This is a genomic window from Streptomyces sp. NPDC021093 (assembly GCF_044333135.1).
Classification (GTDB): Bacteria; Actinomycetota; Actinomycetes; order Streptomycetales; family Streptomycetaceae; genus Streptomyces.
Window position 1 is genome coordinate 471599 of sequence record NZ_JBIRQJ010000001.1, and the last position, 23157, is coordinate 494755.

At 72.0% G+C, this 23157-nt stretch carries 19 protein-coding genes and 1 pseudogene; 10 read left to right on the plus strand and 10 right to left on the minus strand.

The genetic code is table 11. From position 1 onward, the window contains the following. Positions 1-61: 61 nt before the first annotated feature. Positions 62-817, minus strand: a complete 756-nt coding sequence (locus tag ACH4SP_RS02180; protein ID WP_398408271.1) for a DUF4232 domain-containing protein — start codon at positions 815-817, stop codon at positions 62-64. A gap of 588 nt (positions 818-1405) precedes the next feature. Between ACH4SP_RS02180 and ACH4SP_RS02185 the strand changes: the two genes are divergently transcribed. The 6 genes from ACH4SP_RS02185 (at position 1406) to ACH4SP_RS02210 (ending at position 10578) form a co-directional block, all read left to right on the plus strand. Continuing rightward, positions 1406-2218, plus strand: a complete 813-nt coding sequence (locus tag ACH4SP_RS02185; protein ID WP_398408273.1) for an ABC transporter ATP-binding protein — start codon at positions 1406-1408, stop codon at positions 2216-2218. Beyond that, entirely contained in the window at positions 2215-4794 is a 2580-nt protein-coding gene (locus tag ACH4SP_RS02190; protein WP_398408274.1) for an FtsX-like permease family protein, read from the plus strand. The genes ACH4SP_RS02185 and ACH4SP_RS02190 overlap by 4 nt, the downstream gene beginning before the upstream one ends. A 192-nt stretch (positions 4795-4986) precedes the next feature. Then, on the plus strand, positions 4987-6450 hold the full coding sequence (locus tag ACH4SP_RS02195) for a hypothetical protein (RefSeq protein ID WP_398408275.1): 1464 nt from the start codon (positions 4987-4989) through the stop codon (positions 6448-6450). 137 nt (positions 6451-6587) lie between these two features. After that, entirely contained in the window at positions 6588-7877 is a 1290-nt protein-coding gene (locus ACH4SP_RS02200) for an AAA family ATPase (protein WP_398408276.1), read from the plus strand. Between the two features lie 59 nt (positions 7878-7936). Continuing rightward, entirely contained in the window at positions 7937-9220 is a 1284-nt protein-coding gene (locus tag ACH4SP_RS02205) for a VWA-like domain-containing protein (RefSeq protein WP_398408277.1), read from the plus strand. Positions 9221-9282: 62 nt separating this feature from the next. Beyond that, positions 9283-10578 carry an APC family permease gene (locus tag ACH4SP_RS02210; protein WP_398408278.1) on the plus strand — a complete coding sequence of 432 codons (1296 nt, stop codon included), beginning with the start codon at positions 9283-9285 and terminating at the stop codon, positions 10576-10578. A 3-nt stretch (positions 10579-10581) separates the two neighbouring features. Here ACH4SP_RS02210 and ACH4SP_RS02215 read toward each other — a convergent pair whose 3' ends face one another. Then, positions 10582-11109: a PadR family transcriptional regulator gene (locus ACH4SP_RS02215; RefSeq protein ID WP_398408279.1), complete on the minus strand. Its 528-nt coding sequence runs from the start codon at positions 11107-11109 to the stop codon at positions 10582-10584. Positions 11110-11255: 146 nt separating this feature from the next. Between ACH4SP_RS02215 and ACH4SP_RS02220 the strand changes: the two genes are divergently transcribed. After that, positions 11256-12020 carry an alpha/beta fold hydrolase gene (locus ACH4SP_RS02220; protein ID WP_398408280.1) on the plus strand — a complete coding sequence of 255 codons (765 nt, stop codon included), beginning with the start codon at positions 11256-11258 and terminating at the stop codon, positions 12018-12020. Between the two features lie 268 nt (positions 12021-12288). Here ACH4SP_RS02220 and ACH4SP_RS02225 read toward each other — a convergent pair. From ACH4SP_RS02225 to ACH4SP_RS02245, 5 genes and pseudogenes are all read right to left on the minus strand, one after another. Further along, a pseudogene (locus ACH4SP_RS02225) lies at positions 12289-13046 on the minus strand (aldo/keto reductase); the annotation flags it as partial. Positions 13047-13201: 155 nt separating this feature from the next. Beyond that, positions 13202-14158: a DUF4331 family protein gene (locus tag ACH4SP_RS02230; protein WP_398408281.1), complete on the minus strand. Its 957-nt coding sequence runs from the start codon at positions 14156-14158 to the stop codon at positions 13202-13204. 212 nt (positions 14159-14370) lie between these two features. Then, positions 14371-14745 carry a hypothetical protein gene (locus tag ACH4SP_RS02235; protein ID WP_398408282.1) on the minus strand — a complete coding sequence of 125 codons (375 nt, stop codon included), beginning with the start codon at positions 14743-14745 and terminating at the stop codon, positions 14371-14373. A 78-nt stretch (positions 14746-14823) separates the two neighbouring features. Next, the gene (locus ACH4SP_RS02240; RefSeq protein ID WP_398408283.1) at positions 14824-15165 is read right to left on the minus strand and encodes a hypothetical protein; all 342 of its coding nucleotides are present in this window, start codon (positions 15163-15165) and stop codon (positions 14824-14826) included. A gap of 179 nt (positions 15166-15344) precedes the next feature. Next, positions 15345-16244, minus strand: coding sequence for a DUF3626 domain-containing protein (locus ACH4SP_RS02245; protein ID WP_398408284.1), 900 nt, complete (start codon positions 16242-16244; stop codon positions 15345-15347). 229 nt (positions 16245-16473) lie between these two features. Here ACH4SP_RS02245 and ACH4SP_RS02250 point away from each other — a divergent pair, with 229 nt between their 5' ends. Beyond that, positions 16474-17799 carry a serine hydrolase domain-containing protein gene (locus tag ACH4SP_RS02250; RefSeq protein WP_398408285.1) on the plus strand — a complete coding sequence of 442 codons (1326 nt, stop codon included), beginning with the start codon at positions 16474-16476 and terminating at the stop codon, positions 17797-17799. A 22-nt stretch (positions 17800-17821) separates the two neighbouring features. On the opposite strand, the gene ACH4SP_RS02255 is transcribed toward ACH4SP_RS02250, so the two are convergent. Both ACH4SP_RS02255 and ACH4SP_RS02260 read right to left on the minus strand, forming a co-directional pair. Continuing rightward, positions 17822-18652, minus strand: coding sequence for an inositol monophosphatase family protein (locus ACH4SP_RS02255; protein WP_398408286.1), 831 nt, complete (start codon positions 18650-18652; stop codon positions 17822-17824). Positions 18653-18736: 84 nt separating this feature from the next. Further along, a complete protein-coding gene (locus tag ACH4SP_RS02260; RefSeq protein WP_398409506.1) occupies positions 18737-19342 on the minus strand; it encodes a TetR/AcrR family transcriptional regulator C-terminal ligand-binding domain-containing protein in 606 nt (201 codons plus the stop codon). A gap of 150 nt (positions 19343-19492) precedes the next feature. On the opposite strand from ACH4SP_RS02260, the gene ACH4SP_RS02265 reads away from it, so the two are divergent. Both ACH4SP_RS02265 and ACH4SP_RS02270 read left to right on the plus strand, forming a co-directional pair. Beyond that, positions 19493-20980: an MFS transporter gene (locus tag ACH4SP_RS02265; protein WP_398408287.1), complete on the plus strand. Its 1488-nt coding sequence runs from the start codon at positions 19493-19495 to the stop codon at positions 20978-20980. Between the two features lie 148 nt (positions 20981-21128). Further along, positions 21129-21839: a DNA alkylation repair protein gene (locus tag ACH4SP_RS02270; RefSeq protein WP_398408288.1), complete on the plus strand. Its 711-nt coding sequence runs from the start codon at positions 21129-21131 to the stop codon at positions 21837-21839. 52 nt (positions 21840-21891) lie between these two features. Here the strand turns inward: ACH4SP_RS02270 and ACH4SP_RS02275 are convergent, their stop codons facing one another. Next, a complete protein-coding gene (locus tag ACH4SP_RS02275; protein ID WP_398408289.1) occupies positions 21892-23157 on the minus strand; it encodes a cytochrome P450 in 1266 nt (421 codons plus the stop codon).

A 23157-nucleotide genomic window follows, 5' to 3' on the forward strand; every position in this document is an offset into this window, starting at 1 on the left:
GCCGGTCTGTGGGGCGCTGTCCGGCTCAGCAGCCGGCAGCGCCGTTGTGGTGCTGTTCGGCTCAGAACTCGTCGGCGCCGTTGCGCAGCTCCTGCGTCCAGTAGCCGGTCTTCGCGAACTTGTCGGTGACCTGGATGCCGCCCGCCACGCTGACCTGCTTGCTGCCCTCGGTCGGGGCGCCGCCGGTGAAGAGGTTCACGGAGAAGGAGGTGACGGCGCGGCCGGCCTCTTCGCGGCCGCCGTTGTTGATGCGCACCGCGGCGTAGGCGGGCGCACCCGGCTCCAGGACCACGGGGACCGGGGGCTTGCTCTTGGCGACGGCCGGGACGTCCTTGGCGGTCTGGATCTCGCCGAAGGCGATCAGCGGGTACTTCTCCATGGTGCAGGAGCGACCCGAGGTGTTCTTCGCGGTCAGCGTGATGTGGGTGTAGGGCGGGCCGTCCTGCTTCTCCGCGGAGATCGTCACGTCGTTGTACCCGCAGGCAGGGGCCTTGGCGCCGCTCTTGCTCTTGGAACCGGTCTGGGTGGTGCCGGAGGTGCCGGAGCCCGTGGAACCCGACGTACCGGAACCGGAGTTCCCGGAACCGGCGGTGCCCGCCTTCTCGTCCTTGCCCGCCTCGCCCGAAGCGCCACCGGTGCCGGCGGCCGGGTCCTTCTTCTCCGCGGAGTCGGAAGCCGAGCTCGCGCCGGCCGGGGCGGAGGCACCGGCTCCGGCGTCCTTGGTGCCGTTGCCGCCGTTGCAGGCGGTGAGCGACAGGGACAGAGCGGCGAAGGCGGTGGCGGCGAGGACGGCAGGGCGGCGGGCGGACATACGCATGTGGGGCTCCCCGTAGGTCAAGAGGGTGTGCGGCGATGCCTTGGACAGGCACTCGGACGGCGGTGCAGGCATCTGCTCTGCGGTGCAGGCATCTGGTCTGCTTTCAGCTTGGGGCCCTGCCCTGTCGTTCTGCTGTTGTTCCGCTAACGCTTTGCTATTTCCCTCTGACCTGCGGTTCTTTGGGGTTCACGACTCCTTCACGAGGCTCCGGTTTTCTCCTCGACAACCAGGCAACTGACCTCTTCGGTACGGCGTCACGGCGTCCGGAGCCGCGTCCGGAGCCGTGTCCGGAGCCGTGTCCGGAGCCGCGTCCGGAGCCGCGTCCGGAGCCGCGTCCTGAGCTGCGTCCTGAGCCTGCGGGCAATCCCGCCCCCGTCCACCCGCTGCGGTCGGCCGCAGCCCCTGTTGTGGGTGACCGCAGCCCCGGGTGTGGTTGACCGCAGCCCGCACCGGGGGGTTAGCACCACCTAGAGAGCGCGGTTGGCCCCATGGTCGTCTGACCTCGGACTTTCTACCGTTGGAGGCATCACCGCACTAGCACTTCCACCAGCGGCTCACCCCTTGTCGAGCCGTGCAGAAAGGGACGTCATGGCCTTGCGTCGAGACCGCACGCACACCGAGACGCGCACGATGCGCCCCAGGAGCGAGGCCCCGGCGATCGAGCTGCGCGCCGTTTCCCGCAGCTACGGCCGCGGCGCCGCCACCGTGTACGCCCTGCGCGGCATGGACCTCGTCCTGCCGCGCGGCGGCTTCACCGCCGTGATGGGCCCCTCCGGCTCCGGCAAGAGCACCTTCCTCCAGTGCGCGGCCGGGCTCGACCGGCCCACCTCCGGCGAAGTGCTCCTCGGCGGTGAGGCCATCTCGCACCTCCGCGAGGACCGCCTCACCGAGCTGCGGCGCTCCCGCATCGGCTTCGTCTTCCAGTCCTTCAACCTCCTCCCCTCCCTGACCGTCGCGCAGAACGTGCTGCTTCCCCAGCGCCTCGCGGGCGGCAAGCAGGACCGGCGCCTCGCCCAGGAACTCCTCACCCAGGTCGGCCTGCCCGAGCACGGCGACCGCCGCCCCGGCCAGCTCTCCGGCGGCCAGCAGCAGCGCGTCGCCATCGCCCGCGCCCTGATCACACGCCCCGAGGTGGTGTTCGCGGACGAGCCGACCGGCGCCCTGGACACCCACGCCGCGCAGGAGGTGCTCGGACTGCTGCGCCGGGCCGTCGACGCCATGGGCGCCACCGTCGTCATGGTCACCCACGACCCGGTGGCCGCCTCGCACGCCGACCGGGTGCTGTTCCTGGCCGACGGCGTCCTCGCGGGCGAACTCCGGGGCCCCGACCCGCAGTCCGTGGCCGCCCGCATGGCCGCCCTCGCCGCCCCCGCCCGCCACTTCGCCGGGGCCGCAGCATGAGAAACGGTCTCGCGCGGGCGTCCATCCGCTTCCGCCCCGCCTCCTTCGTGGGCAGCTTCGTCGCCCTGCTGCTCGGCGCGGCCATCATCGCCGCCTGCGGCGCGCTCCTCCAGACCGGCATCACCGCGAAGGCCGACCCCGTGCGGTACGGGCACGCCCCGGTGGTCGTCGCCGCCGACCCGTACACCTCGAAGGTCATCAACCGTGGCGACGAGGCCGAGACCGTGTCCGCGCCGCTGCCCGAACAGGGCCGGGTGGACACCGCGCTGGCGGCCCGGATCGCTGCCGGTCCGGGCGTCGCGTCGGCGGTGCCGGACGTGTCCTTCCCGGTGGCGCAGCAGCACAAGAAGCCGTCGCTCACCGGGCAGCACAAGAAGCCGTCGCTCACCGGGCAGCACGAGACGCCGTCGCTCACCGGTGGCAGCATCGCCGCCGCGGGCCCCCTCGCGGAAGGCCGCGCCCCGTCCGCCCGCGAAGTCGTCCTCGATCAACAGACCGCCCGCACCGCCCAGTTGAAGACCGGCGACCGCGTCGCCCTCACCGCGGCCGGCGGCACCGGGACATACCGGATCTCCGGCCTCGCCACCCCCTCACCGCTCGGTACGAACGCCTGGTTCGCCCCCGCCACCGCCGACCGCCTCTCCGGTCACCCCGGAAAGGCCGACGCGATCCTCGTCACGCCGAAGCAGGGCACCGGCACCGACGCGCTCGCCGCCCAGGTCGAGCAGGCGGTCGGTGGCAAGGCGAAGGTCCTCACCGGGACCGACCGCGGCATGGCGGAACTCCCCGCCCTGGCGGCCGGTGAGACGTACCTCATCGGCCTCGGCGCCTCCTTCGGCGGCATCGCGGCGATGACGGCCGTCTTCGTCATCTCGGGCACCATCGCCCTCGCCACCGCCCAGCGCGCCCGCGAGTTCGCCCTGCTCAGGGCGATCGGCGCGACCCCCAGGCAGATCCGCCGGACGATCGCCACCGAAGCGATGATGCTCGCCCCTGCGGCCGGTCTCCTCGGCGCGATCCCCGGCTACGCACTGGCCCGCTGGTGGTTCGGAGAACTCGTCTCGCGGGGTGCGGTACCGCCCCAGATCACCCTGGAGACGGGGGTGTTGCCGGTCGCCGCAGCCGTACTCCTGAGCGTCCTCTCCGCCCTCGCCGCTGGCTACTTCGCCGCCCGCAGGCCCGCGAACCTCCGTCCCGGCCTGGCCCTCGGCGAAGCCGCCGTCGCGACCTCCACTCTCGGCAGGGTGCGCACCGTCTTCGGCATCGTCTTCTGTGCGGGCGGTGCGGCCGCTGCCGCTGTCGCCTCGCAGCTCAGCGGGGACGCGGCGGCGACGACCGCACTCGGCGTCGTCATGTGCTTCCTGGCCGGTGTCGCCCTGCTCGGCCCGGCGATCGCCCGCCTCAGCACCGGCCTGCTCTCCCTCCCGCTCCGGGCGGGCGCGGCAGGCGCGCCGGGCTCCCTGGCCGCCGACAACACCCGGGTCAACGCACGCCGGCTGGCCTCCGCCATCACACCCATCGTCATGGTGATCGCCTTCTGCGGAACGCTCGTCTTCATGCAGAGCACCATCCGCGACGCCTCCGCACGCAACGTGGCCACGTCGGTCGTCGCCGACCGGGTCATCACACCGGGAAACCCGGCCGATCCGGGGCTGCCCGCCGCCACCGCCTCGTACGCCGCGGCCCTCCCGGGTGTCGAGAGCGCCACCGGAATCCTCCGTACCGGCGTCGTCTACGAGGCCATGCAGAGCCTGAACTCCGCGACCGCCCTCGGTATATCGGGCAACCCGGCACACCTGTCCAAGGTCCTCGACCTGGGTGTAAGCACCGGCTCGTTCGCCGCGCTCGGCGACTCGCGGGACACCGTCGCCCTCGACGCGAACCTCGCCGACACCCTCGGCGTGCGCCTCGGCGACCCGGTCCCGCTGCGCCTCGGCGACGGCACCAAGGTCAAGCCCAAGCTGGTCGCCACGTACAGCAGGGGTCTGGGCGTCGGCCAGGTGCTGATGCCGCGCGCGGCTCTCACCGCCCATGTCACGGCCCCGTACGACTCCCAGGTCCTGATCGCCGCCAAGCCGGACGCCGAACAGGCAGCTCTGACAAGTGAGTTGAAGAACCTCGCGCCGACCGCGACGGTCACGGACGCGGCAGGTTACGGCGTCCAGGCCGACCTCAACCAGGAACTCGGCGCCTGGGCCAACACCGTGATGGCGGCGGTCCTCGGCGGCTTCGCCGCCATCGCCGCCGCCAACACCCTCGTGATGACGGTCCTGGACCGCCGCCGCGAAGTCGGCCTGCTGCGGCTGTCCGGCACCACCCGCCGCCAGGTCAAGGGCATGATGCGCTGGGAAGCACTCCTGGTCGCGGGCACCGGTCTGCTCCTCGGCGGCGCGATCGCCTGGGCAACTCTGCTCCCCATCGCCCGCGGTGTCACCGGCTCGGGCCCGTCCGTCCCCCTGACGGTCGCCGTCCCGCTGGCGGCCGGCGCGGTCCTCCTGACCCTCGCCGCCACGGCCCTCCCGACCAGGGCACTGCTGCGGATCCGTCCGCTGGAGGCGGGCGCGGGCAAGCAGTGAGGCGGTAGCAGGGGGAAGTGCAGTACGTAACGGGGCCCGGACCGCGGTGGCGGTCCGGGCCCCGCGGCCTCCGCCCCTGTGCGTCCCGATCAAAAGGCCTGGCGGTTCCGGAGTCGAGCGGGCTATGCTCCCCGCGATGACGACTCCAGTGATGAACAGATTGGGGGACCCGTCCGCGCAAGGTGAGTGCTGATGCTCACCGAGACCGCGAACAGGGCTTCCCCGCAACCTTCCTTCTGGCGGCGCGTGCGCGAATTCGCCGTGCCACCATCCATGATCGAGACTGCGACCGTCCGCCGCCGCGAAGGCGACTGGGCGGGGGCGTGTGCCGCCGCAGCCATCGACGTAGACCTTCAACTGCGCGCCGTGGCGCATACGTACGGCCAGGAGATCGCCGCCCGGATACGGGACGACCTCCGCGCCTTCGCACCCGACCTGCTGCGCTGGCACATGCCGAGGATCGCTCCCGACGGACTGCTGCGGCCGGGACTGACCGTTTCCCTCGCCCGGTACGGTGCCTTCGGCGCGGGGGCGCTCCATCTCGTCGTGCGGACCCCACCGGCCTGGGCGGATGCCGGACAGCGGATGAGCCTGGCGCTGTGGGACGGATCCCACGGCACGGACGACCGCTGGCGGTACCCCCATCCGCATCCCCACCCCAGCCGACGGTTCCGGCTCGATCTGCACCGCCATCTGTGGGACGCGCGCAGAGCCGACGAACTGCCGCTCAGGGCAGGGTCGGGAGCGGTCCCCGAGCCGTCGGACGTCCTGCCGGACGGGCACCGCTGTGCCGTCGACCGGTGGTCGGCGGAGGCACGGATTCTGCTCCTGGCCGAGGGGCTGACCAGCACGGATGCTGTCCGCGTACGGGTCGGGGGGCGGCAGTTGCTCCTGGAACCGGGCGGGGAAGGGGACGGGGGCGGGGAAGGGGAAGAGTGCGTGCAGACGGCCCGGATCTCGGAGGTGACCGCCGGGCGCGGCACCCCGGGGCCCGCGCCCGCCTCACTTCCTCTTCTCCCCGACGCCGCGACCTGGGTGCTGCCCGACCTCGAACTGCTGCGTACCGGCGCGATCGAGGCCGGCCGCCTGCATCCGCTGGTCGCCTCGGCGCTGGCACCGTCGTCGACGTCGCCGGGCCGTTCGTCGCGGACCCCGGGCGCGGCTCCGGACCGGAGGACCGGGGACCCGCATCTGGTGTACTGCCGGGGAGCCCGGCACCGGATCGGCCTGGTCGACGGCGTGCTCGCCGCGCTGGACCACGACCCCGGCGAGATCCGCCGTGAGGAACTGCTGGCCGCACTCACCGGCACTCCACTGCCCTGCTTCCAGGCCATCGACGAGGCACACCGCAATCCGCACTGCCTCACCGGTGTGCGCGAACGCCTGGACCACGGCGACACCGCCGGGGCGCTGGCCGTAGTCGAGGGCCTGATCGGCCCCGACGCGCTGATGCGCAACGGCCCGCTGCGGGACGAACTGGAAGCGGCCGCCCGCCGCCGCATCTCGTACGGACTCTTCAGGGCAGGCCTGGCCGGCAGCGGTTCGGGTTCCGGTTCCGGTTCCGGCTCGCGGACGGGCCGGATCAGCCCGCTCCGAACGAGGCCCGGCCGCTACCCGGTCCCGGACCGCACCCCGCGCCCCCGCCACGCCCGCTGACCCACGGCCACGGCCACGGCCACGACCACGGGCTCCTTCGTGATGCCCTCCCGCATCAACCACCCGCATCAACGTCCCACACTCCACCTCCACGTGCGCATCCACCCGCCCCGCCTCACACCCAAAGGTGATCAAGCTTGACCACATACGCCCCGCAGGCCTCCACCCCCTCTCCCCTCTCCACCCCCTCCACCCCCGCAGCCCCCACCTCCCAACTCGGCGTCGCCAACGACCTGTTGAACCTCCTCCGGGACACCACCACCGAGCCCCGCCCCGACACCCAGCTCGAAGCGCTGACCCTTGCCGTTGCCGCCGATCTGCCCGTTCTCCTCTGGGGCGAGCCCGGTATCGGCAAGACCGCTGCCCTGACCCAGCTCGCCGCCTCCCTGGACCTTCCCCTCACCACGGTCATCGCCAGCGTGCACGAGCCGTCCGACTTCTCCGGGCTGCCCGTCGTCGGCGACGATCCCGCCGTGCAGGGCGTTCCGATGGCCCCGCCGGACTGGGCCGTGCGGCTCGTACGGGCCGGCCGGGGGCTGCTGTTCCTGGACGAGCTGTCCACCGCACCGCCCGCCGTGCAGGCCGCCCTCCTCCGCCTCGTACTGGAGCGCCGCATCGGTTCCCTCCAACTGCCGCCCGACGTACGGATCGTGGCCGCGGCCAACCCGCGTTCCTCGGCGGCCGACGGCTGGGAGCTCAGCCCGCCACTCGCCAACCGGTTCGTACACCTCCAGTGGACGCACGACCACGACGTCGTCGTACGGGGCCTCGGCGGTACGTGGCCCCGTGCCGGCCTGCCCCAACTGGATCCGCGGCGGCTCGCGGAGGCCGTGGAGTTCGCCAGGCGCGCGGTGTGCGGGCTGCTCGCCGCGCGCCCCACGCTCGTACACCGGCTGCCCAGCAGTGAGACCCGCAGGGGCGGGCCGTGGCCGTCGCCGCGCAGCTGGGAGATGACCCTGTGCCTGGTCGCCTTCGCGACCGCGGCGGGCTCCGACAGGGACGTACTGTCGCAGCTGGTCAGGGGAACGGTGGGGGACGGGCCGGGCCTGGAACTGCTGGCGAGCATCGACCGGATGGACCTGCCGGACCCGGAGACGCTCCTCGCCGACCCGTCGGCCGCCGACCTGCCCGAGCGCGGGGACCTGCGGCAGGCGGTGCTCGACGGAGTGGTGGCCGCCGTACGGAACCGGCCCGACCGGGACCGGTGGGACGCGGCGTGGGCACTTCTCGTACGGGCGATGGAGACCGGCGCCCCGGACCTGGTGGTCGTCCCCGCGACGACCCTCGCCGCGCTGCGCCAACAGGACTGGGACGTACCGGAGTCGATCGAGCGGCTCGCGGGCGCGGTGAAGCTGTCGCGGCGGGCGGACCGCGCCGCGGACCGGGTCGCGGCGACCGCGCAGGCGGGGGCCGGGGTGGGCCGATGAGCCCGCACGGGGAAGAGGCGAGTGCGCACGGGGAAGGGATGAGCCCGCACGGGGAAGGGATGAGCACGTACGGGGAAGAGACGAGCGCGTACGGGGTGGAAGAGGGCACGCCAGGTGCCGGAGCCCTCGACCTCGAAAAGCTCTTCGCCGCCCGGCTGCAGGCCGCCCGTGCCCGCCCCTACCTGGCGACCGCGCTCTTCGCCCTGCACACCGTGGCCTCCAGGGCCGTGCCCACGATGGCCGTCGACCGGTACTGGCGCTGCTACGCGTCACCGGGGTTCGTGGACCGCACGCCGGTCGAGGACCTCGCCGGGATCTGGGTGCACGAGGTGTCCCACCTGCTGCGCGACCACCACGGACGCAGCGACCGGGTGGCGAAGCAGCGCGGTCTGACCGGCCCGGGGGAGCGGCTGCGGATGAACATCGCCGCGGACTGCGAGATCAACGACGACGCGTTCGGCGATGGACTGGCCAAGCCCGAAGGCGCCGTCGACCCGCGGTCGCTGGGCCTGTCCGACGGCGAACTCATGGAGGACTACCTGTTCCAGTTCCGGCTCGGCCCGCGCACCCACCACCTGTCCTGGCTGGACTGCGGCAGCGGCGCCGACGGTCTTGAACGCGCGTGGGACCTGGGCCCGGACGGCGCGCACGGCCTCAGCGCACAGGAACAGGACGCGGTCCGCTTCCGCGTCGCCCAGGGCCTGAAGGCCCGTCCAGGGGACACCCCGGAGGGCTGGCGCCGCTGGGCGGAGCAGGCCTTTCACCCGCCGCAGCCCTGGCGGGACCTGCTGGGTGCGGCACTCCGCGCCGCCACCTCCGGATCCGGCGCGGGCGAGGACTACTCCTACGGCCGCCCCTCCCGCCGCTCGGCAGGACTGCCCGGCATCGTCCTGCCCAGCCTGCGCCGTCGGCCGCCCCACGTCTCCGTCGTCATCGACACGTCCGGCTCGGTCAGCGACACCGAACTGGGCAGCGCCCTCCTCGAAGTCGCCGCGATCTCCCGCGCCGTGGGCGGCCGGCGCGACCTGATCAAGGTGCTGTCCTGCGACGCGGCGGCCCGCGTCGCCCACCCGCTGTGCCGCGCGGAGGGAATCGAGCTGGTGGGCGGCGGCGGCACGGACCTCCGCACCGGCTTCGCCGCGGCACTCCGCGGCCACCCCCGCCCGGACGTCATCGTGGCTCTGACCGACGGCCAGACCCCCTGGCCGGGCCACAGGCCCCCGTGCCGGACGGTGGTCGGACTCTTCAACCGCGGGTACGGATCCGCCTCGTGGGACGAGAACGACCCGGACTACGTGCCGGACACCCCGCCGGACTGGGCCCGGGTCGTGACCATAGGCTGATTCCGTAAGAGCTGATTCCGTAAGAGGTGGAGGGGCGCGTCGCGCACCGGAGGAGCGAGCTCATGTCGAACCCGCCGACTTCCGCAGGGCTGCCGGACGAGCTGCGGCGGCGCCTCGGGGTGACCGATGCCGTGGTGATCGGTCTGGGCGCGATGATCGGTGCGGGGATCTTCGTCGTGCTGGCACCCGCGGCCCGTGCAGCGGGCTCGGGGCTGTTGACCGGGCTGGCGCTGGCGGCCGTGGTGGCGTACTGCAACGCGACGTCCTCGGCCCGGCTGGCCGCCCGCTACCCGGCGTCCGGCGGTACGTACGTCTACGGGCGCGAGCGGCTGGGCGAGTTCTGGGGGTACGTGGCCGGGTGGGCGTTCGTGGTGGGCAAGACCGCCTCGTGCGCGGCGATGGCGCTGACCGTCGGTTCGTACGTCTGGCCGGGGCAGGCACACGCCGTGGCGGTCGCCGCGGTGGTGGCACTGACCGCGGTGAACTGTGCCGGGGTGCAGAAGTCCGCGCTGCTGACCCGGGTCGTTGTGGCCGTGGTCCTGGCGGTGCTCGCCGCGGCGGTGGTCGCGTTCCTGACCTCCGGCGGAGCGGACGCGGACCGGCTGGGGGCAGGTTCGGACGCCACCTTCGGCGGGGTGCTTCAGGCGGCCGGGCTGCTGTTCTTCGCGTTCGCCGGCTACGCCCGCATCGCGACCCTGGGGGAGGAGGTCCGCGACCCGGCCCGCACCATTCCACGAGCCGTCCCGATCGCCCTGGGAATCACCCTCGTCGTCTACGCGGTCGTGGCCGTCTCGGTCCTGTCGGTGCTGGGGCCGCAGCAACTCGGCGCGTCCGTCGCGCCGTTGGCGGACGCGGCCAGGGCCGCGGGGGCCGACTGGCTGGTGCCGGTGGTGCGCGTCGGCGCCGCAGTGGCCGCGCTCGGCTCGCTGCTCGCGCTGATCCTCGGTGTTTCCCGCACCACCTTGGCGATGGCCCGCGACCGGCACCTTCCGCACGCCCTGGCCGCCGTCCACCCCAGGTTCCAGGTCCCGCACCGGGCCGAGCTGGTGGTGGGCGCCGTGGTCGCCGTGGTGGCGGCGACGGCGGACGTGCGCGGAGCGATCGGCTTCTCCTCGTTCGGGGTGCTGGCCTACTACGCCGTCGCCAACGCCGCCGCCCTGACCCTGAGCCCGGCCGAAGGGCGCCCGGCCCGGATCGTCCCGCTCGTCGGTCTGGCCGGCTGCCTGGTCCTGGCCTTCGCGCTGCCGACGGCCTCGGTCGTCACGGGCGCCGCGGTGCTGGCCGCGGGCGCGGCCGTGTACGGGGTGCGTCGCGGGACTCGGCCTCGTCGCCCAGGACCTCGCGGGCCAGTTCTCTGAGGGTCAGGCCGTGTCGAGGGAAGCCAGCGTGTCGTGCAGCCAGGTCAGCTCGGCCCGGCTGGTGGCCCGCGCGATGGTGAGGATGCCGCGGCGGAACGGATCCGCCAACTCCTCGGCGCGCAGCGGGCGTTCCCCGTCGTAGAAGAAGCTGGCCGGCTCCTCCAGGAACTCAAGCCGGCGCCGCAGCACGTCGGCCTGCTCCCGGGGTGATTCCAGGTGCCGCAGGAACGCGAGCACGGTGAACCAGCGGTTCTCGTCCGTGATGTCGGACCTGGCGGGTTCCCGCAGCCTGTGCCGCAGTTCGTCGCGGCCCGCCCCGGTGAGGGTGAGGACGTGCCGCGGGGCGGCCGCGGATCCGGGTTGCGTCTCGCGGGCGAGTAGTCCCGCCTTCTCCAGCCGCTTGATGGCCGGATACAGGGTGCTCTCCGCGACCGGGCGGACGTGTCCGGTCAGCGCCGTGATGCGTTTGCGCAGCTCGTAGCCGTGCAGGGGGGCGTCGTAGAGGAAACCGAGGATGGCGAACTCCAGCATGCCCTCATTCTGGCGCACGCCGCCGACCACGTAATACATCGACTACGTAGTACTACGTGACCGATGTATAGTCATGGAGAACCGGCGGGATCCGGACGGGAAGAACGAGAACAGCGAGAAGAACGGGAAGACGGAGGGCAGGCCCCATGAAGCAGGCGGTGTTCCACGCAGAGAGCCGTATCCGCTGGACCGAGGTCGACGGAGAGGAGCCCGCGCGGGTGTACGTGCACGGGCTCGGCTCGGCCTCGACGGTGTACCACGCGCACATCGCGGCCAGGGCCGAACTGGCCGGGCGGCGCTCGCTGTTCGTCGATCTGCCGGGACACGGCATCAGCGACAGGCCCGCGGACTTCGGCTACACGCTGGAGGAACACGCCGACGCTCTCGCCACGGCACTCGACGCGGCCGGGGTCACCGGGGCGGAGATCGTCGGGCACAGCATGGGCGGCGCCGTGGCGATCGTGCTCGCCCACCGGCGCGGCGACCTCGTCTCGCGCCTCGTCGTCACGGAGGGAAATCTCGACCCGAACCCGGTGGTCACGGCGGGCAGCAGCGGCATCGCGAGCCACACCGAGGAGGAGTTCGTGACGGGCGGCGGCCATGCGCGAGTACTGGCCAAGGTCGACCCCCTGTGGGCGGCCACGATGCGCCTCGCCGACCCCCTCGCCCTGCACCGTTGCGCCGTGGGACTCGTCCGCGGCACCCGGCCCACCATGCGTCGCATGCTGGAGGAACTGAAGATCGACCGGGTGTACGTCCAGGGCTCGCGCAGCGGTGAACTCCCGGGCGAGGACGGTCTGGTGGCCGCGGGCGTGCGGGTCGTGCATGCGCCCGAGGCGGGCCACAACGTCATGTTCGACAACCCGGCCGCGTTCGCCGCGGCCGTAGCCCGGCCTGCGCTGAGCGGATGAGGCGAAGTCAACGCGTTGATGACGACCGCTCGACGTTCCGTGCGGTGGCAGGAGGGCTTCGAACCGGACCCGCAAGGGCTCGATCGCCCATGCCTCGACGGCGGGCAGCGCGCGGATCGTGCAGTTGCGCGCGACCGCCCGCAAGCACCGCCGGGCCGGCCACAGGGCGGTGAAGGCCGAGGCCAAGGACTCGTCGAAGGCCCGGCGCTGGCCCGGACCACCGGGAGCCCGCCAGAGGCCGCGGCTTGTAGAAGGACTCCTCCAGGTGGGCGGCCTCGTGCGGCTGGTAGGGCTCCTCCAGGTAGGCGGCCTCGTCCGCGTCGAGTTCGACGTCCACCGCGGCGACCGCGTCGGCCAGCTGGGCCGGGGACAGACCCCGCTTGCCCGCGATCTCTTGGACGCGCTCGGCCACTGCCTGGTCCTCGTCGCGGTAGAGGATCTTGCCGCCCTCGTCGGTCCCGGCACGCGCCGTGGCGGTGTCCCGGGCCCGCGTCAGCCTGCCGCGCGCCAGCGGGCTCCACGGGATCACGCCGATGCCCTGGTCGGCGCAGAGCGGGAGCATCTCGCGCTCTGCTTCCCGGTGGATGAGGTTGTAGTGGTCCTGCTGTAGCGGACCTTCCCGGACCTGACCGCGTCGTGCAGCGCCTCAACGGTTTCCTCGATCGGGGTGTCGTAGTCCCAGCGGTGGATCTGGTACAGGTCGATGTAGTCGGTCCCCAGCCGCTTCAGGGAGGCGTCGAGCTCGGCGAAGATCGCCTTGCGGGACAGCCCGGCGAAGGTCGCCTTGCGGGACAGCCCGGCGCCGTTCGGGCCGAGGCGCATCCGCATCCAGACCTTGGTGGAGAGAACGACCTCCTCGCGCCGCGTGAAGTCCTCGACCGCCTGGCCGACGATCTCCTCGCTGCTCCCGGCGCTGTACCCACTGGCCGTGTCGAGGAAGTTGACGCCGCCCTCAAGGGCCTGCTTGATGATGTCCCGGCCGGCGTCCGCGCCCAGCGACCAGGGCTCGCCGCCCCGGTCCGGAATTCGGAGGCGTGGGGCACTACTTCACCCCCCCGGACGGCAAACCGCCCGCACGGGTCCGCCGCCACGACCGATCATCGCTCGATCACTGAGAGATTCCGCTGGTCCGGGCGGCGGTATCGCGGCGCTCGCGACAGTGCCTCTGCCCGCGGGATCTCTTAGTGCGGATTCCCCAGGAAGGGGAAGCCGGTGCGAAGGTCGGCGTGAGGCCGTAGCCCGTCGTGGGGCACCGCGCCGTTGCTCAGCTGAGCGATCCCCATGTTGATGACATCGTCGGTGAGGTTGCGGCCGTTGGGGAATCCTTCGGAGCTTGCGCAGTCATACGTCAGAAGGTCCGGGAGCAAGCCTTCCGCGAGTACTTTGGCCCGGTCCTCGGGGTGGCCCGCGTCTTCGAAGACGTGCGCGAACTTGTCGAGGAAGCGCTCTCGGTCGTGGGACGGCGTCTGCTGGTTCCAGACTCGCTTGTCGTCGTCGTCCTGGTTGAAGTTGGCGTCGATCCCTGGCCGCCCGGCGCGGTCGCCCTGGACCATTCGGCCATCGTGCGGAACCAGGACTCGGGCCCAGACACCCACCTGCGGGTTCGGGCCGAGGGCGCTGTTGGGGACTTCCAGCACGATGCCGAACACGTTCTTGTCGGCAAAGAAGTCCTCGCCGGTCCACTGGAACTTGTTGTTCGCGCCGACAGGGTCGGCGAAGAACGGGTCGCTGCGGAGCCCGGCGAAGAGCCTGAAGCCGCCGGCCGCGGTGATCCTCGGCTCGGAGCCGAAGGTCACCGGTGCGTCCAGAAGGATCGTGTCCCCGGCGTCGAGGTCGGCCGCAGCCTCCCGGCCGGTCGCCAACTGCAGGCTTGCGGTCTGCGCGTGCTCCCGTACTGGTGAGAAGCGTATGCGGAAGGCGATGTCGATGACCGCGTCGGCGTCGGTGTCCACACCGAACTCGTAGACCGACTCGTGGTCGACGGCGTCGTCGGTGATCGGCGAGGTCGGATTGATGTTCAGCACCAGGATCGTTCTGCTCGCATCGCCTGGCTTCTGAAATACGTAGAGGTCGGTGATGTGGCTCCTGGGATCCATGCTTGTGGGGCTGATGCCCAGGCCGGAGATGTGGTGCGCCATGTCGCGACTCCCCTCAGGTGGCTGTACGGACCGAGTTGCGCGGCGGTGCGGTGGAGCCTTGGCGGTTCGTCGCGGAGGATGCAGCTCCTCGGAATTGCCCTCCGACCCGGGACGATCACCCGTTGCCGACCTACGTGCAGGTCGTCGCATCCCTCATGGCTCAAGGAACGTCGAGAGCAACGATCTGCCTGTCGCCGGCGGCTGTACATCCGTCATCCGACGTATTCGCGGTGGTCGGAGCGGTCCCGCCCTGGCTGCCGAGCCGCTGTGTCGCCCGGCAGGTGGTGGACGCCCCGGTCGGGTGAGGTGAAGGTAAGAAGGGAATCGCCCTCGCGGGTCATTTCCTGCGCATTGGCTTCGCCGAGGGCCTCGACGCTGGTCTGGCTGTGTTGTGGGGAGTCCAGTACGACCGTGCGTTGACCCGGCGATTGCGGGTGTCCTCCGGTCGCAACTCGTACCAGCTGGGTCCGGGCGGCCTGCTGGAGGGCGGGGTCGGGCTTGTGCCGCACGCTGTCGCGGGTGCGTTTCCAGCGGAAACCCTCGCGCCGCAGCAGCTCGCCCGGCGCGACTCGGAGGATGTTCGGCATGGCGTCCCTCCCCGAGAGCGCCTGCCCACCGCAACCCACTTCACCAGCTCCGCTCAGGCCGGAACGGCGTCGCCAGTTCTAGGCGGGAACGATGTCTCCGCCGCCGTCCCGGACCCAGTGACCGGGCACCGCGCACCACGCGGTCGACCTGCCGGCCTTCTTCCCCACGATGTTTCCGTAGTGTGTGTAGGGCTGCGGGGCGCCGAGACACACGATGGAGGTCCTCCAGCTGGTGCCGAGGCTGCCGGTGCACTGGAACTCCCAGCCCGCGTGCCCCCCGCTGCCGGTGACCGGCCAGCCGGTGCAGCTCTGCTGGCCGGTGGCGGCGGCGGACGCGGCGGGAGCGGTGAGGGCCACCAGGCCGCCCGCGGCGACGACGAGCGAAACGGCGGTGGCGGCGAAGCGTTGACGCAGGCGCATGGAGTTCCCCTTGGAGAGCCGTGCCGAGTGAGAGCCGTGCCGGGTGAGAGCCGTGCCGGGTGGAGGCCTGTGGAGCGGTCGCAGAGATCCTGACACGTGCCAACTTTGATCAACCGGCATCGAACAAGCCAACTTGACCAGATGCTTTCGGACGCCCTGTAACGGAACCCCGCACCTCGTCACAGATGAACGGCCCTCCGGTCGGGCGGAGTTGAAGCAGGTGCCGTGGGCGGCTCCACGGCCACCGGGGAGCCGAAGCGGGCCAGGCAGTGCCAGACCTTCTTGACGGCCTGCGGGTCGTGGCGGCCGGAGCGGGCGGCCGCTCCGACGACGCGGGGGTCGAGGAGTCCGTCCTCCGCGATCTCGGCGCCCAGCTCCACGTACTCCTGACCCCGGTAGTCCGGATGGCGGCGCAGTTCCGCGACGGCGAGGCGGAGGCCGGGGTGCCACTCGACGGGGAACGGGAGGCGGTGCGCGGCGGCCTCGACCGCCGTGCCGCGGAAGCTCGGGTCCAGGACCAGCGCCTCGACGTCGCGGTCCAGTCCGACGGGGCCGTGCACCTGGGCCTCGATGTAGTCGTCGAGCGCGTCCCGCCGGTCGGCCTCGGCGAGCTCGATGAGTGACATCCGTGCGGCGACGCCGAAGTCCGAGGGCTCGGTGAAGCTGTCCGGATAGCAGAACGTGGCCCGGTCGAGACTCTCCCCGGTCAGGCGGAGATGGGCCGAGCCGAAGCGCGGCGCTGCTCCGACGGCCAGGTGCCGGAAGTTCAACGCGCCGTAGACGGGGCGTTCCCTGGCGGGGGCCCTGTCGTACGCGCCGCCGAAGATCCGGCTCTCCCAGCGCCACCGGTCGCCGCCCGGACGGGCGGTCAGCCCGCCGTTGCTGGTTCCCGTGACGAACTGGGAGAGGTACGTCCCGTCGTCCGCCAGCTTCTCCAGGATCGGCTGACCGTCGGCCGGGCGGTCCGGATGGAAGTTGAGCGTGATGCGCAGCCGGGTGTCGAGCGGCCTGCCCGACGACAGTGCTGCGACGTGGCGGAGTGCGCGCTGCTGCGAGGTTCTGAGTGCGTTGGGGCTCATCGGGGGAGTGTGCCGCAGGGAGCGGCGGCGGTGCATCCGGATTCTTCAGCGGTCACGGCGGTCACAGCGGTCACGGCGGTCACAGCAGCCGCGGTGGCCGCGGTGGTTTCGGCGGCAATGTGCCTGGGGGGGGGATGGGGGGTTGTGCCCGACACCGCTTCGTGCGTACAGTGTGCGCATCGAGAGAACATCGTACGCACCGAAGTGTTTGTCGCAGGGGAGAGGCGCCATGACGAAGTACGGGAACTGGGAAGAGATCTTCGCCGAGTCCATGAGCCGGGCCGGTCTGGCCGGTTGGGCGAGCGGGGCCGGTGGGGCGAGTGGGGTGGGCGGGGTGCAGGCTGTCGGCCGGCGCGGCGGGTTCTCCGAGAAGGGGCTGCGGCGGCTGGGCCGTGTGCTCGCCGGGCACGTCGAGTCCGGGGCGGTTCCCGGGCTGGTCGCCCTCGTCGCGCACCGCGGCGAGGTTCATGTCGAGACGGCGGGGACCTTCGAGGAGGGCGGCGCGGGCGCGCCGATGCGGCGGGACACCATCTTCCGGATGGCCTCCGCCACCAAGCCGGTCACGGCCGCCGCCGTCATGATCCTCGTCGAGGAGTGCCTGCTGCGGCTCGACGACCCGGTCGACGAGTGGCTGCCGGAGCTGGCGGACCGTCGGGTCCTGCGGAGCATCGACAGCGCGCTCGACGACACCGTCCCGGCCCAACGCCCCATTACCGTACGGGACTTGCTGACCCTCACCTTCGGCTTCGGTGCCGTGCTCGCCGCCCCCGGCACGTACCCCGTCCAGCGCGCGATCGCCGAGCTGGGCCTCGGCAGCGACGGTACGGTGCCCGCCTGCGGCCCCGACGAATGGCTCCGCCGCCTCGGCACCCTCCCGCTGATGCGCCAGCCGGGCGAACGCTGGATCTACAACACCGGTTCCGACGTACTCGGCATCCTCGTCGCGAGGGTCGCTGGGCAGTCCTTCGGCGGCTTCCTCCAGGAGCGCGTCTTCGCGCCGCTGGGGATGAAGGACACGGGGTTCCACGTGCCCGCGGAGAAGATCCACCGGCTGCCGACGAGTTACGCGCACGACCAGGAGACCGGGAAGCTCGCCGTCTGGGACGAGGCGGCCGGCGGGGCGTACAGCAGCCCGCCCGACTTCGAGGTGGGCGGCGCCGGACTCGCGTCGACCGTCGACGACTTCCACGCCTTCTACCGAATGCTCCTGAACGGAGGGAAGTCGGGGGACGAGCGGATTCTCTCCCGGGCCTCCGTGGAGCTGATGACGATGGATCACCTCACCCCCGCCCAGAAGACCGAGAAGGACGCCTTCACCGAGCACTTCGGCACCCACGGCGGCTTCGGCTTCGGCATGGGCGTCCGTACCCGGAGGATCGACCACGCGGGGGTGGGGCAGTTCGGCTGGGACGGCGGACTCGGTACGACGGTCCAGGCCGACCCCGCCGCGGGGCTGACCGGAATCCTGCTGACCCAGACCGCGCAGGACACCCAGGACGTACCTCGGCTCGCCAAGGACTTCTGGACGGCGACGTACAGCGCGATCGACGACTGAGGCGACTGAGGCGGCTGAGCGGTCAGGCTTCCTCGCCTTGCTGGAGCTGGTTCCCGGCCAGCTCCAGCAAGGTGGCGTGCGTCCGCCGGTCGGCCGTCGCGATCAGGCCGCCCGTACCGGCGTCCAGCGGTCGGCCGTCGATGCCGGTCACCACGCAGCCGGCGGCTTCGCACAGGGCGATCCCGGCCGCGAAGTGCACGCTGGCGCGCAGATCGCCGCCGTCCGTGACGTACGCGGCCCGCCGGCCGGCGGCCACCCAGGCCAGGGCCAGGGTGGTGGAGACGACGCGCGGGCGGAAGTGCTCGGCGAACTCGGGGGAGTTGAGGAGCCGGGCGGCCCGGAAGCCCGGTGCGTGGGGGAACGGCGGATCGAGGTTGAGGTCCACCAGGCGGGAGGCCGACGAGGGGGTCAGTTCCTCGTCGGTGCCGTTCCGGCGGACCTGGGCGCGGACGCCGTCGGTCCAGAAGACCTCGTCGGAGAACGGGTCGGCCGCCGCGGCCGCCGCGGTGCCGGAATCCACCCGGAGGGCGACGTTCACCGCGACCAGCATGGTGCGCACGGCGTAGTTGAGCGTGCCGCACAACGGGTCGACCAGCCAGCTGCGCCGTGCGCCTGCCGCGCCGGTGCGGCCGGTCTCCTCGCCCGTCACCGCATCGTCGGGCCGCGCGGTGCGCAGAACGTCGAGGACCGCCCGCTCCGCCGCGAGGTCCGCGGCGGTCGCGAAGTCACCGGCGGACTTCTCGACCCGCGCCATCGACGTCCCGTACATGCGGCGCACCACGGCCGCGCCCGACCGGGCCGCGGTCAGGGCCAGTTGGGCGTCGGTCTCCCCCTTGTGCGTGGGCTCGGTCATGGCCGTGATCCTTTCATCCCTCCGCATACGGCGCCGAGGCGGGCGCCGAGTCGGGGGGCTGTCCTTCGAGGTGGCGCCCCGTGGTCAGGCCATCGCCCCCGCGCGCGCGGCGGCCACTGCCGCCGCCGCCGCGCGGTCCGCCGCCGCCTCGTCCAGTGCTTCGCCGGTGTTGAGGAACGCGTAGTAGAGGGGCGCGGAAACGGCGGCGACCACCCGGCGCGGATCGGTCGCGGCCGGGAGTTCGCCGCGTTCGACCGCGTCCGTGACGCAGCCCGCCCACTCCGTGATGCGTACGGCGTAGAAGCGGTGCAGGGCCTGGGCGGCCTGGTCGTTGCAGAGGGAGGCGGCGATCAGGGACTTGAAGAGGCGGCCCTGGCGGGGGTCGGTGAGGGTCTTGACGACGAGGCGGGCGTTCTCCCGGAGGTCCTGCTCCGCGCTGCCGGTCCTGGCGCGGGGGAGGGACTGTTCGGCCATGTCGTCGAGCAGGTCGGCGGCCAGGGCGCCCGGGGTGCCCCAGCGGCGGTAGACGGTCGTCTTGCCGACCCCCGCGATACGGGAGATCTCCGCCAGGTCGAGGGCGGTGAAGCCGTGTTCCGCGAGGAGGTCGCCCGCCGCGCCGAGAACCGCCTCGCGCACCCGGGCGGTGCGGCCGCCGGGGCGGACGGTGCCGGGGGCGGTGGGTTCCGTCATGGCTGACATGGCTGGCTCCTTCGGCAGGGATGTGCGTACGGGACAACTCTAATCGGAACTGGGGTTCCCTTACGAGAGGCGAGGGTGCTACTTTCTTCGACGTAACGGAACTCCAGACCCGTTTAAGCGTCCCGGAAGGAACTTCCTGCCATGTCCAGCACCACAACTGCGCCTGCTCCACTCGGTGTTGCCGCTCCGCCGCAGAAGCTCACCGGCAACCTCCGAGTGATCCTCGCCGTCCTCCTCATCGCCCAGTTCATGCTTGCCGTCGACTTCTCGATCCTGAACGTGGCGCTGCCCGCCATCGGAGACGGCCTCGGCTTCTCCCTCTCCAACCTCCAGTGGATCGCCACCTCCTTCGCCCTCAGCGCCGCCGGCTTCACGCTCTTCTTCGGCCGCATCGGTGATCTCGTCGGCCGCAAGCGGATCTTCCTCGCCAGCATCGGACTGCTCGGCCTGTCGTCCCTGGTCGGCGGCCTCGCCACCAGCCCCGAAGTACTCCTCGTCGCCCGTGTCGCCCAGGGCCTGGCCACCGCCGCCGCCACCCCGGCCGGCCTCGCCCTGCTCACCACGGCCTTCCCCGAAGGGCCGCTGCGGCAGAAGGCGCTCGGGCTCAACGGGGCGCTGATGTCCGCCGGATTCACCACCGGCGCCGTCCTCGGCGGCGTACTCACCGATCTGCTCTCCTGGCGCTGGGCGTTCTTCATCAACGTGCCCGTAGCGGTCGGCGTCCTGCTCGTCGCACCCGCCGTCATCAAGGAGTCCCGCCCCGCCGACCGCCCGAAGATGGACCTCCCCGGTGCGCTCTCGGTCACCCTCGGCCTGCTGAGCATCGTGTACGGACTCACCCAGGCAGGCGAACACGGCTGGACCCACCCCGTCGCCCTCGCGGGCCTGCTCGTGGGCGCCGTACTCCTCTTCGTCTTCTACCTCGTCGAGCGGCGGGCCGCCCAGCCGCTGGTCCCGCTGCACGTCCTGAAGAAGCCCACCGTGGCGTGGGGCAACGTCCTCGGCCTGCTCGCCTTCGTCACCGAGACCTCCCTCGTCTACCTGCTCACGCTCTACATGCAGAAGACCCTCGGCTTCTCCGCCCTCACCGCGGGCATCTCCTTCGGCGTCCTGGGCCTGGGCACCGTTGTCGGCGGTGTCTTCGCCTCGAAGGTCATCTCCCGCACCTCCACCCTGACCGCGCTGGTCGCCGGCGGGCTGCTCCAGGCCGCCTTCACCGCGATCCTGCTCCTCCTCGGGCCGACCTCCGCGTCCATGGGCCTGCTGCTGCCCGCCACCTTCCTCGGCGGCGTCGGCAACATGCTGGTCATCGTCGGCTTCATGGTCACCGCCACCACCGGCCTCCCCGACCGCGAACAGGGCCTCGCCACCGGCCTGGCCAGCATGTCCCAGCAGGTCGGCATCACCATGGGCACCCCGATCATGTCCGCGATCGTCGCCGCCACCACGGCGGGGGCCGTCACCGCGGGAGCGATCCTCGACGGCGTGAGCGTCGCCATCGCCGCCAACGCGGCACTGGTGCTCGTCGGGGTCCTCGTCGCGGCACTGTTCCTGCGGACGAAGAGTACGAGGAGTGCGAAGCGTACGGACGGTAGGAACCTTACGAAGCAGCGGGCCGCCGCCGCGTGACGGTGCGCGGGCCGGCCGGACCGGGTCCCACGGTGGGGGCGGCACATCGGGTGCCGCCCCCACCGTGGGGCCCGGCTCCGTGTGCCGACCGCGTCGTAGGCTGAATCCCGTACGTGAGGGACAGGAGCGTGAGGGACAGGAGCGCGGGATGGCCGAGAAGTCCGTGGCCGAGAAGACGGTGGCCGAGGTGACGGCCGAGGTGACGGCCGAGGTGATGGCCGAGCTGGCCGTGCTTGAGGACCCGAAGGCACGCGCGGTGAACGAGAAGCACGGTGACGATCACGGTGTGAACCTCGGCAAGCTGCGTGCCCTGGCGAAGCGGCTGAAGACGCAGCAGGAGCTCGCGGTCCGGCTCTGGGAGACGGACGACACCGCGGCGCGGCTGCTGGCACTCCTGATCTGCCGCCCGAAGGCGTTCACGCGCGACGAGCTGGACGCCATGATGCGCCAGGCCCGTACGCCCAAGGTGCACGACTGGCTCGTGAGCTACGTGGTGAAGAAGAGCCCGCACGCCGACGAGCTGCGGCTGGCCTGGTTCGCCGATCCGGATCCGGTGGTCGCGAGTGCCGGGTGGGCGCTGACCACCGAACGCGTGGCGAAGAAGCCCGAGGGCCTCGACCTCGCCGGACTGCTCGACACCGTCGAGGCGGAGATGAAGGACGCCCCGGACCGGCTGCAGTGGGCGATGAACCACTGCCTGGCCCAGATCGGGATCGCGCACGCCGAGCACCGCACTCGCGCGCTCGGCATCGGTGAGCGCCTGGAGGTCCTCAAGGACTATCCGACGTCCCCGGGCTGCACGTCTCCGTACGCGCCCGTCTGGATCACCGAGATGGTGCGCCGACAGCACGGTGCGTAGGAAGGGCCGCGGGACGGAGCAGGAACCAGCCTCCTGAGGCGCCCCGGGACGCTCACCTCTCGACGGGGAGCGCGCCGATGCCGAAGACCAGGCCCTGGCGTACCGGCACCTCGTCGACAGGGACGGCGAGCCGCAGCTTCGGGAAGCGGTCGAAGAGCTTGCGCAGCGCGACCTCGACATCCAGGCGTGCGAGGTTCTGCCCGACGCACTGGTGGACGCCGAAGCCGAAGGAGAGGTGGTTGCGCACGCCCCTCCGGAGGTCGAGTTCGTGGGGCCGTTCGAACACGTCGGGGTCGCGGTTGGCCGCCGGATTGAGGAGTACGACCCCGTCTCCGGCCCGGATGACCTCGCCCGCCGTCTCGATGTCGGCCGTGGCGACCCGTACCAGCCCGCCGGTCAGGGACAGGAAGCGCAGCAGCTCCTCCACCGCGTCGGGCCAGGACGCCTCGCCCGCGCGCAGGCGGGCGAGTTCGTCCTCGTGCGTGAGCAGGGTGAGGACGGCGAGCGCGATGGTGCTGACGGTGACGTCCTGACCGGCGACGATGAGGACGGTGCCGTAGTGCGCGAACTGTTCGGCCGTCAGCGTCCCGGCCCGTACCCGGCCCGCCAGGTCGTCGAGGAGTCCGGGGCCGCTCGCCTCGCCCTCGGCGCGTGCGTCGCCTTCGGCGTCGAGTCGGCGCCGCTTGGACTCGCAGAGGGCCAGTAGGTACTCCCCGAGCGGCGGTACCGCGTCGAAGTGCCGGTGGAGCAGGTCGTGGAAGTGCTCGCGGTCGTCCTCGGGTATGCCGAGCATCGTGTGCATGCTCGCCGTGACCAGGGGCCGGATGTACGTACCCAACAGGTCGGTGGACTCGCCCGGTGGCCGGGCCGCCCACGCGTCGAGCCGCGCGTCCGCGACCGCTTCGACGGTCGACCGCCAGCTCTGCACCCGCTTGAGCGAGAGGCTGGGGATCAGCGCGCGCCGCTGCTCGGTGTGCAGCGGCGGATCGGTGCGCAGCAGGGCCCGCATCGCGGGGTGACGGTCCGGTCGGCCGAGTGCCAACAGCCTTGCCAGTCTGGGGAATTCGGCCTTGTCGCGGTCGACGGTGAGTCTCTCGTCGGCGAGCAGCGAGCGGGTGGCCGCGTGGCCGGTCACCGCCCAGATCTCGCGTCCGTCGTAGAGCCGGATCTTCGTCACGGGACCGCGGGCGCGCAGGTCCTCGTACTCCTTCGGCGGGTGGTAGGGGCACTGCCGGGTCAGGGGGAGACCGGGCAGCGGCAGGTCGCCGTGGGCGTCGGTGACGGTTTCGCGGGGGGCTTCGCGGTCGGTGTTGTGCAT